The sequence below is a fragment of the Psychrobacter sp. Ps2 genome, from assembly GCF_022129405.1.
Classification (GTDB): Bacteria; Pseudomonadota; Gammaproteobacteria; order Pseudomonadales; family Moraxellaceae; genus Psychrobacter.
In genome coordinates this window covers 303,911-320,068 of record NZ_JADQAM010000061.1, presented here as the reverse complement: position 1 = coordinate 320,068, position 16,158 = coordinate 303,911, and the positions used below count along the sequence as shown (strand labels likewise).

The 16,158-nt window shown below is 40.7% G+C and carries 13 protein-coding genes and 1 tRNA gene; 5 read left to right on the top strand and 9 right to left on the bottom strand.

Going from position 1 to position 16,158, the window contains the following annotated elements; genetic code table 11:
* Window positions 1-198: 198 nt before the first annotated feature.
* On the top strand, window positions 199-1,320 hold the full coding sequence (locus I3254_RS12990) for a L,D-transpeptidase family protein (RefSeq protein ID WP_238053150.1): 1,122 nt from the start codon (window positions 199-201) through the stop codon (window positions 1,318-1,320).
* Window positions 1,321-1,606: 286 nt separating this feature from the next.
* Here I3254_RS12990 and infA read toward each other — a convergent pair whose 3' ends face one another.
* The 7 genes from infA to dinB form a co-directional block, all read right to left on the bottom strand.
* Window positions 1,607-1,828: a translation initiation factor IF-1 gene (gene infA / locus I3254_RS12985; RefSeq protein WP_021814850.1), complete on the bottom strand. Its 222-nt coding sequence runs from the start codon at window positions 1,826-1,828 to the stop codon at window positions 1,607-1,609.
* A gap of 121 nt (window positions 1,829-1,949) precedes the next feature.
* The gene (gene truA, locus I3254_RS12980) at window positions 1,950-2,783 is read right to left on the bottom strand and encodes a tRNA pseudouridine(38-40) synthase TruA (protein WP_238053149.1); all 834 of its coding nucleotides are present in this window, start codon (window positions 2,781-2,783) and stop codon (window positions 1,950-1,952) included.
* A 43-nt stretch (window positions 2,784-2,826) separates the two neighbouring features.
* Entirely contained in the window at window positions 2,827-3,927 is a 1,101-nt protein-coding gene (locus tag I3254_RS12975; RefSeq protein WP_238053148.1) for an asparaginase, read from the bottom strand.
* Between the two features lie 163 nt (window positions 3,928-4,090).
* Complete coding sequence (locus I3254_RS12970) at window positions 4,091-5,755, bottom strand: FimV/HubP family polar landmark protein (protein ID WP_238053147.1); 1,665 nt, start codon at window positions 5,753-5,755, stop codon at window positions 4,091-4,093.
* Window positions 5,756-5,806: 51 nt separating this feature from the next.
* Complete coding sequence (locus I3254_RS12965; RefSeq protein ID WP_238053146.1) at window positions 5,807-7,564, bottom strand: peptigoglycan-binding protein LysM; 1,758 nt, start codon at window positions 7,562-7,564, stop codon at window positions 5,807-5,809.
* Between the two features lie 110 nt (window positions 7,565-7,674).
* Complete coding sequence (gene queA, locus I3254_RS12960; RefSeq protein ID WP_238053145.1) at window positions 7,675-8,877, bottom strand: tRNA preQ1(34) S-adenosylmethionine ribosyltransferase-isomerase QueA; 1,203 nt, start codon at window positions 8,875-8,877, stop codon at window positions 7,675-7,677.
* A 170-nt stretch (window positions 8,878-9,047) separates the two neighbouring features.
* Window positions 9,048-10,133: a DNA polymerase IV gene (dinB, locus tag I3254_RS12955; protein WP_238053144.1), complete on the bottom strand. Its 1,086-nt coding sequence runs from the start codon at window positions 10,131-10,133 to the stop codon at window positions 9,048-9,050.
* A gap of 506 nt (window positions 10,134-10,639) precedes the next feature.
* On the opposite strand from dinB, the gene I3254_RS12950 reads away from it, so the two are divergent.
* Entirely contained in the window at window positions 10,640-10,885 is a 246-nt protein-coding gene (locus I3254_RS12950; RefSeq protein ID WP_057759343.1) for a hypothetical protein, read from the top strand.
* A gap of 83 nt (window positions 10,886-10,968) precedes the next feature.
* On the opposite strand, the gene I3254_RS12945 is transcribed toward I3254_RS12950, so the two are convergent.
* A tRNA-Leu gene (locus tag I3254_RS12945) sits at window positions 10,969-11,055 on the bottom strand.
* 152 nt (window positions 11,056-11,207) lie between these two features.
* The gene (locus I3254_RS12940) at window positions 11,208-11,981 is read right to left on the bottom strand and encodes a ferredoxin--NADP reductase (RefSeq protein WP_101205461.1); all 774 of its coding nucleotides are present in this window, start codon (window positions 11,979-11,981) and stop codon (window positions 11,208-11,210) included.
* A 426-nt stretch (window positions 11,982-12,407) separates the two neighbouring features.
* On the opposite strand from I3254_RS12940, the gene tsaA reads away from it, so the two are divergent.
* From tsaA to I3254_RS12925, 3 genes are all read left to right on the top strand, one after another.
* Window positions 12,408-13,265, top strand: coding sequence for a tRNA (N6-threonylcarbamoyladenosine(37)-N6)-methyltransferase TrmO (gene tsaA, locus I3254_RS12935; RefSeq protein ID WP_238053143.1), 858 nt, complete (start codon window positions 12,408-12,410; stop codon window positions 13,263-13,265).
* Window positions 13,266-13,324: 59 nt separating this feature from the next.
* Window positions 13,325-15,112, top strand: a complete 1,788-nt coding sequence (locus I3254_RS12930) for a GspE/PulE family protein (RefSeq protein ID WP_238053142.1) — start codon at window positions 13,325-13,327, stop codon at window positions 15,110-15,112.
* 169 nt (window positions 15,113-15,281) lie between these two features.
* Complete coding sequence (locus I3254_RS12925) at window positions 15,282-16,070, top strand: TatD family hydrolase (protein ID WP_238053141.1); 789 nt, start codon at window positions 15,282-15,284, stop codon at window positions 16,068-16,070.
* Window positions 16,071-16,158 lie beyond the last annotated feature (88 nt).

The following is a 16,158-nucleotide window of genomic DNA, read 5'->3' as shown; positions in this document are numbered from 1 at the left end:
GCAATTTATCTCATTTTTATCACCATTTTTAAAATGAGGACACGCCCTAGTAGCTTATAAAGGAGCTAAAATATTTCGCTTTTAGCAAAAGTAAAATATCCAAAATCTAGATGCCAAAGGTAAGTTCTAAAAATCCAAAAAACTGTAGTATTTGAAAACTGAAAATAAAAATAGAATTTCTTAAATGAGGAGTATTACATGTATCAATTAACAAGAATCAGTAAAGCATTAACAGTGATTAGTCTCTCTAGCTTACTATTCATGGGGCAAAGCATTGCAGCAGAGACAACGGATAGTGTGAACGCAAATAATAGCGTCAAGGCTCCGGCAGAAGTCAGTCCAGTGACTAATGGCGTAAGTCAAAAATTAACAGGAGATAGTAAAGCTGCGACTTCATTGAATAAGCTACTGCCTACTATTAAATACACAACTGAGAACCTATCTGACAATGCAAAAAAGATAAACAATGTCACTTGGACGGCGGATGCAGAGATCAATCGTAATATAGGAACAAAGCTGCAGGCTCTATTAAACTGGCATCATAACGGAGTAGGGCCTGTCGATGGCTACTGGGGCAAAAATACTCGTAAAGCCATGCAGGCGTTTCAAAAAGCGAATGGTTTAGACGTAACTGATACGTTGAACGCTGAGACGTGGCAAGCACTGACCAAGAATGAGAAGCTCACGACTCAACCAGTACTAGTCAGTTATCAGCTTACTGAAGCAGATGTGAATGTCAAAACCACAACCATACCTGCTGATTCTGTTGCCAAATCCAAGCTTGAGGGAATGTACTACGAAAGTCTTACTGAGGCGTTGGCAGAGAAGTTTCATATTAGTGAAAAATATTTAAAATCGCTTAATCCTGATGCCAGTTTTACTGCGGGTGAAATCATTACGGTATACAACCCTGGTAATCCTAATACCAAGCCTGTGCATCGCGTCGTTGCTGATAAGGCCACTGAGACACTCTACGCTTATGATGAGAACAACAATTTGATCGCTAGCTATCCGACGACAGTGGGCAGTACAGCGACCCCATCACCAACAGGTACTCATACTGTCAAAGTAAAGGTGCACGAGCCCAACTATACTTATACGGCCAATGACGGTAGCAAGTCTATCATTCCACCAGGTCCTAACAATCCAGTAGGCTCAGTATGGATTGGGCTTAGTAAACCAACTTATGGCATCCATGGATCACCAGATCCTGCTCGTATCAGTCGTCAAGCATCAGCAGGTTGTGTGCGTTTGACCAATTGGGACGCGCTTAGTTTGCTCGGAGTCATAAAAAACGGCGCAACTGTTGAATTTAGTTAACGGCGCAACTGTTGAATTTAGTTAAATGCGATAGTACTAAGTCATAAAAAATAGACGAAAAAATACCGCTAAAATCTAGCGGTATTTTTTATGGTAAGTAGAAACAGTCAATTACTAAATAACTAAAATATTGATAGGCAATAATGAGCAGATTAGCATTTTCATTATTATTATCAGTTTCACTACCCAAGCGTCATATCAGCTATCAGCGATAACGTAGCTATTCGGCTATTGACTGTATCTTACCAATGCTAACACTTTCATAACCATATTGGTCAGTCAGTATTTAGTTTTTACCACGGTAGGTAATACGGCCTTTAGATAGGTCATAAGGCGTCATTTCAACTTTAACCTTATCACCTGTCAAGATACGAATATAATGCTTACGCATCTTACCAGAGATATGCGCGATGATTTCGTGCCCGTTTTCTAAACGAACTTTGAACAAAGTATTAGGAAGGGTATCAATGACTTCGCCTTCAAATTCAATAATATCGTCTTTTGCCATAATTTGTATCAATCAATTAAAAAATAAGCCCATATTATACGTAAGTTAGTGGATTAAAGCAATACGAACCTGCTTTTGACTTGACAGCATGTAAGTGATATGTATGCCAAATGATATTGATTTAGTTAGGTAGATTTAACCAGACAGGTGTTAGTGGCGCATTTGGCAATAAGCTTTGAAAGCGTTCAGGATAATAGGCATTGATAAAATACAATCCATCACCTGAAGCGGTGGGCGGTGCAATCGTTCGATCTTTTTTATGTAGAATATTTAAGAAATCTGCTGGCTCTAGCTCATGTCTACCAATGGCATACAATGTACCCATCAAATTGCGAACCATATGATGTAAAAACCCATCTGCTTGTATATCAAAAACGATAAATTGACCATGAGCAAAAAGGTTGGCATGGCTAATCGTGCGCACCGGCTGATTGGATTGACAGGCAGCAGCACGGTAACTGCTAAAATCGTGTGTACCGACGATATCAGCTGCTGCTTGCTGCATGGCTTCTAAATCAAGCGGTTCATAGATATGAGTCACTTGATGATTTAGTATCGCAGGGCGCTGTGCTTGGTTGAGCGTAATATAACGATAGCGACGAGCAATGGCACCAAAACGCGCGTGAAAATCAGCTGGCATGGGTTGTATCCAGCGTAGAGCAATATCATCGGGAAGTAGACTGTTTACACCGCGCAACCAGTTATGAGTAGGGCGATACGCATGAGTTGTAAAATGGGCAATCATATTACTCGCATGGACGCTGGCATCAGTACGCCCAGCTGCGATGACTTCTACAGGCTCGTTAGCCACTTTGCCGATAGCTGTCTCTAAGGCTTCTTGTACACCTAAAACCTCTCGTTGCCGTTGCCAGCCATGATAATGAGTTCCTAAGAACTCAATAGCAATCGCTAAAGTGTAGGTTGGTTCAGTTTCGATAATTTCAGTCTCAGACATTAGGGTTTCTAAACTTATAAAATTGGAATTAATCAAAAGTCGCTTATCGCTTTTTGATGCTAGTGCCAGTTTGGTTGACATTATTCAACCAACGCTGTCTGCGTCTTGCAGGACTATCATAGCGAAGTAGCAACCATAGTAATCGGGCATAAATAGCAGGTATGGTCAAACGTCCACCAGCAATGACATGATGCTCGTACTGCCAACTGCCTGCCGCATAGCTATCGCTGACGCCACCAAATGGACATTGACTGGCTGATATCACCATATGTCCACGTTCATGAGCAAGGGACAGTGTCTCTGCTAATGCAGCTGAATAAGGGATGTTACCGGCGCCAAATCCTAATAGAATAATGCCACATGGTGGCTGCGCCAATAAAGCTTGTAGCTGGTTGTTTATCATCGAAACATCGTTAGGTAGGCAATATAGCGCATGAACACTTGCGTTTTCAGCACGTGTTTTAATACTGGACAGCAAGTCTTGTTGGTCATCGAGCCAATGTTGCCTACGCGTGTCAGGTAGATTTTTTATATAGCTATTGGCTGGATAAGCGGCGCGAGAATGACCAGTAAATGCCATCAGATCATGGCTGTGAATTTTCTGTACTGTTTGAGCAGGCCATGATTCGCCGCCAAAACTAATCTTCACACCTGATTCACCAGCAGCGGCTAGTTTTAATGAGTCGTTGAGATTGCCCCAAGCATCGCTATGTTCGTCGATGTTATAGGAATGCAATATCTCACTGTCTAATAATGGGCGCATACTTGCGGTCAGAACAATACAAATATCACTACCTGCAAACGCTTCTGCTAAAAATGCACCTAAGTAACTCAACGTATCCGTGCCAGTGATGAGTACAAAGCGTCTATCACCTTTGGCATAAGCATTTAGGAGTAGCTGATAGAAATGCGCAAAGTCGCTAGGGGTAAGTTGGCTGCTGTCTTTGATCAGGGTGTTTTCTAACCATGAGACTGTTGGTAAATTGTTTGTACTGTCTTGTGCAGACAAAAGCTTTTGTAAAGTAGGCAAAAACACTTCTGCTGATAATGGCGCTAAAGGTCTGCCATAGCTACCAAAGGTACCACCAGCATAAATCAGTTGAATAGGATCGGATAGATTTTTGAGCATAACAGAAGATGACATAGTATCAACACAGTAAACAATTATGGAAGAAAAGAGGCGCTAGAGGATTGAGCAACGATGGCTGAAGGGTTCAATAATAGATAGTATTAGAGTTAAATGCAAAAAAAATCAGCAAGCATCCCGTGATTAGGAAGTACTTGCTGATAAGAGACTAGACTATTAACTACGCAGTACGTTCGAGTAATAGCTGTGCTTGCTGTTTCTGTTCACTAGTACCTTGAGCTATCACCTCATTGAGTAGACGCTTTGCACTGTCATATTCACCCAGTTGCAGATATTGATCTGCCAAGTCTAACGTCACTTGATTACTGTCTAATGACTTTACGAAATCAAAATCTGCTGCGAAACGTGATGAAAAATCTTCTGCTGATTCAGCCTCTTGAGGCGTGATAGAAGTGTCACTCTCAACTGGCGCAGCTGTAGAGACTGGGGTAGTGGCCGATGGAGCGTCAAATAGAGAATCAGCATCGTCAATATTAAAATCATCGTCTATCAGTGTATTGTCATCAAATCTCAATGGTGCAGCAGGTGCGATATTCGATTCTTCAACAACGCTAACATCATTAACCTCGATATCATCATTGAGTAATGATTCCTCAAGATTAGTATCTGCAAAGTTGTCTTCTTCAAGGGTCGTACTCTCAGAAGCATTATTTCCAAAGTCAGTATTTTCCAGAATAAAATTGTTGAAATCACTGTCGTTTTCAGTCGTAGATAGGTCGTCATTGGAGACAGTATCGATGTCATCTAATGTATCTAGACTGCCCAAAGATAAAGAAAAGTCATCTTCACTGTTTTGAATAGTATCAAAAGAGTGTTGTTCTGAATTCGTAGATATGTCATTAGTGACGACGTTGTCTTTGTCTGTATCGGCTGCTAAATCATCGAAGTCTAATATAAAGTCTTCTTCTAGTACTGCTTTCTCATTGTCATCATGTGAGAGATTAGTGTCTATAGATGATTCATTCGAAGTATCATCAAATGAATCGAAGTCAAACTCAAAGTCACTAAGATCGTTATCTTCGTTATTACTAACATTATCGTTAGCAGAGCTCTTTAAAACGTCGTTATCTACGTTGTCTAACGGTGTGACAGGCATTTCATTTGTCGTATTAGGCGCAACGAAATCATTCTCTAAATCGCTAAGCGTCAGATCAAAGCTATCATTTGGATTTTCGGTAGTAGGATTAATATTGTCAATTTCGTTTGACACTTCTAAGCTATCGATAGGCTCATTTATTGCGTTATCGTTTGCGTTATTACTTTCTTCAATTGACTGGTGATCTACTGTATTAGTACTATCATTCTGACTAATAGGCAAATCGAAGTCGATAGCGCCAAAATCGTCTTTGGCATTGTCCGGGGCTAGAGTTTGCACAGCGGCAGGTTCTAATTCATCAAAAGATAGATTTCTTATTTCGTCTGCTTGAGCGATAGTCTGACTATCATTATGGGCTCTTATAGACTCATAAATATTATTAAAATCTTCTGGCTGGTTTATCGTCGCGTATATGCTGAGTAGTTTAAGAGACAATGCACTGTTATGAGGTTTCTCACTCAAACCACGTTTAATGGTTTCGATCGCCTTGTCATAGCGCTGCTGATCCATAAAACGCTGAGCAATAGTAATATGGTCAAATTTATGGCTATTGCTGACATTAGTGTGGGTAGGAGTACCATAATCTACTTTTTGTGATGGAGTAGACGTATTTTTTCTTGCATTAATAGGCGATGATGACGATTTCTGCGCCTTGTTTTTGCGCAAGAATAAAGCAGCCACTAACAGAATAAGCGCCAATCCGGCGATGATATATAGCAAATTGTCCATAGTTATTCCTACGCCTGTGATCACAATCTAATGTATGAGTCAGTTAGGCAATTATTGATTACGTAATTTTTCGAGACGAGCCTGTAGCTCAGCCAATTTTTGGTTTTGTAATTGAATTTTTTTAGTATAGCTACTAAGAGTGCTACTCGTACTTGATAATCGTTGAGCCTGTGATGCTGCCTGCCGCCGCGATGCTTTAAGTGTCTCTAATATATCTGTACTCAAACCATTCCCTGTGTTTGATGCCGCTTTTGCTTGAGTGCCATCTGCATTGCCATCTCGCCCAGGCGCAAGCACGGAAAATTGTGCTTTTGATAAGGTCTGTGTTTTAGTTGTCGTGGCTTTCTCAGGGCGTTTGACCGCTTGCGTACTTATAGAGGGTTTTTTAAAAGGTCTTTGAGCTGTTTTTTGCATCGCCGCTGTATTTGCTCTGCGAATATATTGTCTTTGTGCATCGATAGCTGCTTCTAAGTTTTTTTGCGATGGTATGACATCATAACTGGGCAAAATAAGCTTAGCATCTGCTTTTAATTGATCGGCGTCTTTATTGATAAAGGCATCAGGGTTTTGTGTTTGAATTTGCTTCATCACAGTTGAAGTATCTAAGTTATTTTCTTGCGCTATCTGTTGGGCAATGATCCATAGGCTATCGTTACGTTGTACTTGGTATTGATTGATTGTCGAGCTATCTGTTGCTCTATCATTTGAAGGTACATTATTAATAGCGCTATTAGGGGGTTTCGACGTTGCATTGCCAATAGAAGCTGCCACAACGCTAGTAGCATTTTTCTCAGTATTGCTTGCGATGATACTAGGAATCAGAGTAGGTACGGGTGAGGCGTCAGCGTCTGTTTTTTTACGACTCGGTTGTATCTGCCGTGTGACTTGAATATTTAGGGTGTCGAGTGGTTTATCGATCAATACTTTATCTAAAATAGGAGTGTTTTTAACACTTGCCTTAGCGCTGTCATTGATGACAGCTTTCGTAGTTTCAGTATTGTTATTTGCATTTAAGGAACTGCTATCTAAACGGTTCGCTGAACTAAGTCCGTTATCAGTCTTCTTTACATCACTGCTAGTGTTTTTTATATCAGAGTCGCTATTTAAGCGCCCATTATCAAGCCGACTAGGCGCGTAAGTAAGGTTGCTAGCCTGCGAAGTAGCTGTCACTGTTGGAGCTTGTATCTTAGACACTGATCTGGAAATGAAAGAATCAACTGATGCTATGTTTGCTAGAGCTGGTTTATTTGCAGCAGCGTTAGATACCGATATTAATGGCGGCGGCGCACCTTTTCTTACGGTTAACGGTTTTGCAGCGCTTGCAGAAACACTTGGTAAATTAAGTTTCTGAGTGCCTTTGATATTGTTCTTGGAAGCATTATTAATCGGTAGACTATCGTTTAACGGCATTAATAATGTTTTTGGTACGACATTTTGCTGCCCATTATCATTGATCGACAACACCAAATCAGCAAAAGGCTTGGACACAGGCTGTGATGTGCTGATTAATACCTGACCACTGGTCGCTGAAGTTGCTTGAAAACGCACCTGCATTGAATCAGTCGGCGTTAAGCCCATCTGTTGATAGATAACTGGATTGGCCAAGCTCGCTGAAAAGTCAGCCGCTCGTATGTCAGTGACCACGATACTTGCGTTCAAAGGTTCATGCTGAGCTGAGCTAACCACTGTCTTACCGATAGTTGCCGCTTGCGCGCTTGGAATAATAGCGGCCAAACTTACAGAATAAAGTAATGCCATCGATACCGCGCGATGTACAGGAGTCAAGCGACGAGATAAATGACAAGACATGAGCAGTCCTTTACAAAATAAGTTATCTTTGCTGTTATAACAAAGTACGGTTTAGTTTACCAGTTTATTTCACAACTGTTGCGTCCAATGCATAAATGTTTATTTAATGTTCAGCTTATTTTCTTATCAAGTAACATCGCATCGCCATAGCTAAAGAATCGATATTCTTTTTCAATAGCATGTTGATAGGCATGTTCAATCGATGCTTTGCCAGAAAAAGCTGATACTAACATTAGCAACGTCGATTTGGGTAAATGAAAGTTTGTTAACAGTCGATCAATGACACCAAATTTAAACCCTGGATAAATAAAGATGTCTGTGTCCCCTGACCAGCTAGAGAGTGCTTGTCCATTAATAGCCGTTTTTTGATACGCCGTTTCAAGGACGCGAGTCACCGTGGTACCAATAGCAATAACCTTATTGCCATTTGCATGCGTTTGATTAATCAGCTCAGCAGTTGCTTGTGGCAGATGTGCATACTCACTGTGCATAGTATGATTAAGTAGATTGTCTGTTTTAACTGGCGCAAAGGTGCCAGCGCCAACATGCAATGTCACAAAAGCAGTATTGATACCTTTTTCTGCCAATTTATTAAGCACCAAGTCATCGAAGTGCAAACTTGCTGTCGGTGCAGCGACGCTTGCAAGCTTAGCGGGATCATGAAACACCGTTTGATAACGAGTATTATCAGTGTCATCGGCATGACGTTCAAAGTAAGGCGGGATAGGTAACTCACCGTAGAGTTCTAAATCAGGCAATATTGGCGCATCAAAGGCTAAAATAAACAAATTGTCCTGACGACCAATCATCGCGCCACTCATATGACCATCAGCCAGTTGAAAACGTTGACCAAGTTTCAGTGCTTTACTGGCTTTAACATGGCAAAGGGCAATATATTCTTGATTGACTAACTTATTATCTGAATCTTCTAAATGCAGTGTTGCTACATCTAAGTCTGAGACAGTAACCAATCGCTCAATCAAAACCTCAAGTTTACCGCCAGTATCTTTTAGACCAAATAGGCGTGCCTTCATCACCTTTGTATCATTAAAGACAATCAGGTCTCCAGCGTCTAATAATTCAGGCAATTCAGAAAACAAACAATCTTCTACAGGCGTAGCATTTGTGTCAGTGTGAGCAGGCAAGTACAAAAGTTTTGAAGCAGAACGCTGCGCTAATGGATATCGCGCAATCAAACGATCTGGTAGGTCATAGTCGTAATCTTCCACGCTTAGATAATCTAAGACGTCACTATTGTTATTGGTATCAAGCGGGGCATTAGAATCGGAAGATGCAGTGTGAGCGTTGGTCATAATCAGTCTTTAAATGGATAGAAATTTTGGCATAATTGTAGCAGAAATACTGCTATAAAAGGTTGCTTTACTAAGTAGCCAAAGTGCACAAAATATATTTGAATTACTTAAATAGCCTAAGCAAAAATATTTAACTGTCCTAATGTTTATCACGTTAGCTTTCAATTATTTTATTCAAATAAATTTAATTGAAGCAATAGTTGGGCTGCAGGTGCCAATGACGAAAAAGTGACCCCGACTAATCGGATAGGGAGCTGGCGCGGAATATCTAAGAATAACTTGTCTAACCAGTAATGTGCAGATTCAGCGCTACTAAAAGCGGTGGTCAGCGTGTGCGTACGGGTAATCTGAGTAAAATCGGCATACTTAACCTTGAGCGTTATAGTATGAGCGATGAGATTTTTTTTGTGCAGTTGCGCGAAGGCATCCGCATTTTGTTCATAGATTTGTACACGTAACGCCGTGTCATCGTTTAGGTTTTCTCTAAAAGTAGTCTCCGAACCAACAGACTTATGCAGGCGCTCAGATTTGACAGCGCGTTCATCGCGACCATGAGCGATATCATGATAAAACTGTCCTCGCTTACCAAACTCATTAATCAATACTTCGGCTGACATACGGCGTAGATCAGCACCGTTAGTCACGCCCATCGCATGTAATCGTCTTGCCGTTGCTTTACCTATTCCATGAAATCGTTCAATAGGTAGTGTACTGATAAAAGCATCAGCGTCTTCTGGTGTGATAATAGCGGTGCCGTTAGGCTTGTTGATGTCAGAGGCAATCTTGGCCAACATCTTGTTGAAAGACACGCCAGCAGAAGCAGTCAATCCTGTATGTTGTAATATTTGTGCTCTTAACCAATTGGCCATTAATGTCGCTGAGCCTTTATGTACGGTGAGACCAGTGACTTCGAGATAAGCCTCATCTAGCGATAATGGCTCAACATGAGGCGTTAAGCTGTACATGATATTGCGAATATCGCTGCTAACAGCTCGATATACTTCAAAACGTGGTCTGACAAATATGACTTCTGGACAACGTTTGCGAGCCTCATAACAAGACATAGCTGAGCGCACTCCAAACTGACGAACCTCATAGCTAGCCGCTGCTACAACACCGCGTCCATTTGGGTCTCCACCAACCACTAGTGGTTTGCCCCGTAATTCTGGGAAGTCACGTTGTTCTACACTGGTATAAAACGCATCCATATCTATATGAATGATTTTACGTGGACTGGATGCTGTAGGAGTTTTCATGGTTAATATTTTACATTACTCAATACTTCTGTTTCAGTATCGATTATTAAACTATAAAGAGATTTTTCGAATATAGAACCATAAAAATATGGCAATATGCGAATAATTTATATATCAATAATTAAATATAGTGTAAGGTTAATAGTCAGAGATATATGGCGTTAAAATACTAATAAATTAAATATAGTTAACATATGTTTACTAATAGATGTTCTGTATGGTACATACCTTAAGTTTTTCAGATTTTCCATACCGCCTGTCTGAATATTATTGCCTTACATCATGAATATTATAGTTATATGTTACAGTTCTAATGCTATCGTTTTACAATATATTAACCAAAACAATTAATAGTTATGAAAGTAATAAATGGTTTTTTATAGGAATTTTATTTACCTGATAAAACATTGTTTATAGCTCATACCAAACTTATAAATTGAGTACTGGCAAATTAACTTTCTAAAAAAATAGTAATGAGAAAGTTCAAGATAATTAAGGAGCTGATGATGAGTCATGAATTAAAAGGGAGCGATTTGACGCGAGCAATGCTAGCGCGGGGTGATGAAAATATATGGTGTGCGGTGTGTGATGAAAGCGATGAACAAGCGATGATGGATCAGTGTGGTAATGATTTTACCGCTTATATTGTGTCATTTAATGATGGATATTTTTATTGTAGTGCTGGCATGCCATGGAGTTATGCGGTACCGATTAAGATAAGCGCTGTCATGCCATTTGAAGTATCGATATAAACAAGCTAGGAATTTATTAAAACAAATATAAATAATAAGCACAAAAAAACCTCCGATAAAGGAGGCTAATTTGTACTAAATAATGGTACCAGTGGTCGGACTCGAACCGACACGCTTTTAAAGGCAACGGATTTTGAATCCGTCATGTCTACCAATTCCATCACACTGGCATGTTAGGTGATAATAGCTATTGACTAAATATTATCTAATTGGGCTACAGTGTTGACTGTATAGGCTGCGTATTATAGCAGCCTATTTACATGCGTCAAGTATTATTTTATACAATTTTTCATTTATTCTAATGATGCTAAATAGCATCATTCTAGCCGACAAAGGCACGCTCAACTGCGTAATCTGCTTGCACACCCATACGTGGTGAAACAGTCAAGCCAAAGTCATCTAAAATAGCAGAAACCTCAGCATTAAACGGCATACTGCCACAAAGCATGACACGGTCGTCGTCTTTGTTCATTGGTGGTAAACCAATATCTTCAAACAATTTGCCTGATTTCATCAAATCAGTGACACGTCCTTGGTTTCTAAATTCTTCACGCGTAACAGTTGGATAATAGATGAATTTTTCGCGATACCATTCACCAAAGATTTCATCATTAGGCAGCTCATTTTCAAACATTTCACGATAAGCCAAATCATGAACATGACGTACGCCATGTACTAAGATGATTTTGTCAAAACGCTCATACACTTCAGGATCACGTGCTAGTGACAAGAACGGAGCAAGGCCAGTACCAGTAGAAAGCATATACAGATTCTTACCTGGTAGCAGATCGTCCAATACTAGTGTGCCCGTTGGCTTTTTACTGACTAACAGCTCATCACCTACTTTGATATGCTGTAAGCGTGAAGTTAACGGACCATCTTGAACTTTGATAGAGAAGAATTCTAAATGATCTTCATAGTTAGGGCTGGCAATTGAATAAGCGCGTAGTAGTGGCTTGCCATCAACAACAAGTCCAATCATCGCAAATTCGCCATTACGAAAGCGCAAGCCATCGTCACGAGTGGTTTTGATACTAAATAGAGAATCATTCCAGTGATGAACCTCTGTGACCGTTTCGGTGCGAAGTTTTGACATAAAGTCCTCGTTAATAAGTTGTTACTTGTGTGTTAAGTTTGAATAAGTATTAAATCAGAATTTTCAATGTTAAATTAAACATTATAAAAACGTATCAGTCTTTTAATCGTTGTCGAAACTGCTATTTTTATGAACGAGTAAATGATGAGTAAGTGTAATACAGCTGGTTTATCAGCTTATATACAGCTATCTATTACGCCATTAGACATAGTAGATTTGCGTCAACGATGAAAGCATTACTGGTCATATCATCCAAATGTAAATGACTCTCATCAAATTTCTTGCTCATAATACCAAACTTTAAAATAAAAATCCGTCTAGCAGTGATTGTCTAGCATGATAAAATGGAATATCGTTAGTGAGTAATTTTGTATCATTTGGCAAAACTGCTTTATCAAGACAGTTTTGTATTACTGGAGTTGGTCTATGCTTGATGAGAATCCCCTGTTAGATAACTACCATCAAGCTCCTGTTATTGGCTATCACCGTGCTCCGCTTTCGCAAAAATTTGGTGCGCCGCGCCAGCCAAACCTAGTCGCTCTGACTAGCGTCATTGAGATGTTAGCGCCATATGATACGCCAGCTGCATTTGATAGCTTGGACAAGTTTAGTCATATATGGGTGAGTTGGCAGTTTCATCATAATTATCGATATAAAAACAACAATGAAACCAGTACTAGTTTTCGCGCTCAAGTACGCCCACCAAGATTGGGCGGTAATCAAAAAATAGGGGTGTTTGCCAGTCGAAGCATGTATCGTCCTTCGGGGTTAGGCCTATCTGTCGTCAAGCTCGAGCAAATCAAAATAGTTCAAGGCCGTGTACTATTGATTATAAAAGGCGCTGATATGATAGATGGCACGCCAATCATCGATATAAAGCCATATGTGGCCTATAGTGATGCGTTGATTCAGACAGAGAGTGGATTTGCACCAACTGCTCCAGAATTATTAAACGTAACCGTGACCGATGCTGCTAACGAACAGTTTATGATGCTAGTAAGCGCAGGCGAGCCTAGTGATGCTAATAACAATGATACAAGTATTAAAGACGCAAACACTGGATCGAATAGTGCGACAGTTGCGTCTACGATTCATCGTATACAAAATCAATTAGTAGCCTCAGATATGAGCATTATTAAAGCGCTAATTGCCCAAGACCCGCGTCCAGCTTATCGACGGACAGAGATCGCTACGCCATTTGTTATGCGTTATAAATCCGTTGATGTGAGTTTTCAGTTGATAGCATCAGGACAGCTACAGATAACTGCCGTAGCTGCAATCTAACTGGCTTGCACTGATATCATTTTTGACAACACATTTTAAAACAATAGAAGAAGAGAGATATGTCTGCTCAACAGTACTCGATAGTAATTGATTTGCGTTGGTGTCTAGATGAGCTATTGGCAGATAAAGTGATTGACCAACGCGGCTATAACCTAGTCATTACTAGCCGTCGCGACAAAACGCAGCACCCTCTACTAACGATTAGTGAATTTGGCTTGCCTAATGGCCATGCGGCGGACAATAGCGCTGAAAATAAATTAACTTTGGCTTGGCTCAACCAATGGTTGGCGGCTAAAGCAGACATGTCTCTCGTTCGTATTGACCCTCTAAAAGTTGATGTCCCTGCGGTCACACAATTGATGTCATTTGAATATGCACGCTCGCAGCATATTTTACCGATTGAGGTCGCTGTAGACGAAGTGGTTATCGGAACGGATCAGCCTTTTTATACTGACTGGCACTCAAGTATTGAAAAGTTAATCAAATCAAAAAGCTATCGTACGGTCTATATCAATCCTGAGCAGATTAAACGCTATCGGCAAGAGTTCTATCAAGTCACCCAAGCGATTGCAGGCGCAAACAGTGTCCATAAACGTGCAGCTGCCGATGTGACCAATGTCGAAGCATTATTACAATTGGGTGACAATACCAACCCTGATGCCAATGACCAGCATATTGTCAGAGTCGTTGATTGGCTGTTGCAATATGCCTTTGAGCAACGAGCTAGTGATATCCATTTAGAGCCACGTCGTGAGACAGGTAAGGTTCGCTTCCGAATTGATGGTGTACTCCATACGGTGTATGAGATGCCATTGGCAATCATCGTCGCGGTGACCGCACGTATCAAAATTCTAGGACGGCTAAATGTTGCAGAAAAGCGTAAACCGCAAGATGGTCGTTTAAAGACGCGAACGCCAAAGGGGCTAGAGACAGAACTTCGTTTGTCGACTATGCCAACCGCTTTCGGTGAAAAGTTGGTCATGCGGGTATTCGATCCTGAAGTGCTGGTGCGTTCCTTCGCTCAGCTTGGTTTATCGGGTAAGCAGCTTGAAACGTGGCATGAGTTGACTGCTCATCCAAATGGGATTATTTTGGTCACCGGGCCTACAGGTTCAGGTAAGACCACGACCTTGTATAGTACTCTCAAGCAGCTAGCGACTGAACAAGTTAATGTCTGTACCATCGAAGATCCTATTGAGATGATTGAACCTGCATTTAACCAGATGCAAGTGAATCCAGGTGTCGATTTAAACTTTGCTGACGGCATTCGCTCTTTGATGCGTCAAGATCCTGATATTATTATGGTGGGGGAGATTCGTGATGCTGAAACAGCCAATATGGCAGTACAAGCCTCATTGACAGGGCATTTGGTGCTCTCGACACTACATACTAACGATGCGCCAAGTTCAATCACTCGCTTGCATGATTTGGGTATTCAACCGTTTTTGACATCAGCGACTATCTTAGGTGTGATGGCACAGCGTTTATTACGTACACTATGCCCGCATTGCAAAAAAGCGGTAGACGTTGTGCCAGACAGCGAGGTTGCCATTCAATGGCAGGAGTTGGTACAACCTTGGCGTGCGCCTGCCCCAGCACAAATTTATATGGCTCAAGGCTGCGAGCATTGTCGACATACTGGTTATCAGGGACGAGTCGGCCTATACGAGATTATGCCGTTGTCTAACGAATTAAAAAAACTGGTCGCAGCCGATACAAACTTAGATGTACTCAAACAACAAGCCTATCGAGAAGGTCTACAGCCATTACGTTTATCAGGGGCAAAACGTATTAGTGAAGGCGTGACAACCATAGAAGAGGTGATGCGAGTTGTGCCTCTTAATTAACGATTGTATTAGGATGTGTATCAAGACGTGCATTAGTGAATAGGTTTTTAAAAGTAGGAAATACGATGCCACTTGAAAACAGCTTCCTTCACAGCAATCAATGCAAACAAGATTTAAATTTTCAATTCCCAGACTTTTAATTGAGAAAGTTTTAACAACGAGATTATTTATGTTTACAGATACTCATTGTCATCTTAACCGTTTAGATTTGACGAAATACGATGGTAAATTATCTGGCGCAATTGACGCCATGAAAACTGCTAATGTTACCCGTGCGATGGCAATCATGTGTGATTTTATAGAATATGATGAGATTGCCAATATTGTGAGCACCTATGGCGACGAGACACTAAATCTAGGGATGAGTGTAGGGATTCATCCCTGTGAAGATATTGATGTACTGAAATCAGCGACGGTTGAGCGTTTAATAGAGACTGCTGATAAAGATCATGTATGGGCAATAGGCGAGACAGGGCTAGATTACTACTGGTCTACAGAAAATAAAAAAGAGCAGCAAGCCAGTCTTGCACGTCATATCCATGCCAGTCAGCAACTAAAAAAACCGCTTGTCATACACATGCGTGACGCAAAAGAAGATACGATCGATATCCTAAAGAGTGAAGGCGCTGAGCATGGTATTATTCATTGCTTTACTGAAGATTGGGAGACTGCGAAACGTGCTTTAGATTTAGGATTTTATATTTCCTTCTCAGGCATTGTTAGCTTTAAAAGTGCCCAAAATATCCAAGATGCTGCAAGGCACATGCCTAGAGACAGAATCTTGATTGAGACCGACAGTCCATATTTGGCGCCTGTGCCTAAGCGTGGTCGTCCCAATGAGCCTGCCTACGTACCTTATGTCGCGAGCTTTATCGCAGATATGTATGGTTGTGATAGTAACGAGGTCGGAGCATTAACCGCAAAAAACTTTGAAAATTTACTGGCACAGTATCGCTAAAATGGTTATGCTATGACCAGTCAGTCATTTATGTGATAGTCGTATAGTTCAATCCCCTTTAGTATTTGATTTACTAAATGTAACTATA

Coding starts and splice junctions, on each gene's coding strand:
- infA (WP_021814850.1), bottom strand. CDS start 1,828: ATGGCAAAAGACGATATTATTGAATTTGAAGGCGAAGTCATTGATACC.
- dinB (WP_238053144.1), bottom strand. CDS start 10,133: ATGAAAACTCCTACAGCATCCAGTCCACGTAAAATCATTCATATAGAT.
- I3254_RS12975 (WP_238053148.1), bottom strand. CDS start 3,927: ATGTCATCTTCTGTTATGCTCAAAAATCTATCCGATCCTATTCAACTG.
- I3254_RS12970 (WP_238053147.1), bottom strand. CDS start 5,755: ATGGACAATTTGCTATATATCATCGCCGGATTGGCGCTTATTCTGTTA.
- I3254_RS12925 (WP_238053141.1), top strand. CDS start 15,282: ATGTTTACAGATACTCATTGTCATCTTAACCGTTTAGATTTGACGAAA.
- I3254_RS12930 (WP_238053142.1), top strand. CDS start 13,325: ATGTCTGCTCAACAGTACTCGATAGTAATTGATTTGCGTTGGTGTCTA.
- truA (WP_238053149.1), bottom strand. CDS start 2,783: ATGTCTGAGACTGAAATTATCGAAACTGAACCAACCTACACTTTAGCG.
- I3254_RS12950 (WP_057759343.1), top strand. CDS start 10,640: ATGAGTCATGAATTAAAAGGGAGCGATTTGACGCGAGCAATGCTAGCG.
- I3254_RS12940 (WP_101205461.1), bottom strand. CDS start 11,981: ATGTCAAAACTTCGCACCGAAACGGTCACAGAGGTTCATCACTGGAAT.
- I3254_RS12990 (WP_238053150.1), top strand. CDS start 199: ATGTATCAATTAACAAGAATCAGTAAAGCATTAACAGTGATTAGTCTC.
- queA (WP_238053145.1), bottom strand. CDS start 8,877: ATGACCAACGCTCACACTGCATCTTCCGATTCTAATGCCCCGCTTGAT.
- I3254_RS12965 (WP_238053146.1), bottom strand. CDS start 7,564: ATGTCTTGTCATTTATCTCGTCGCTTGACTCCTGTACATCGCGCGGTA.
- tsaA (WP_238053143.1), top strand. CDS start 12,408: ATGCTTGATGAGAATCCCCTGTTAGATAACTACCATCAAGCTCCTGTT.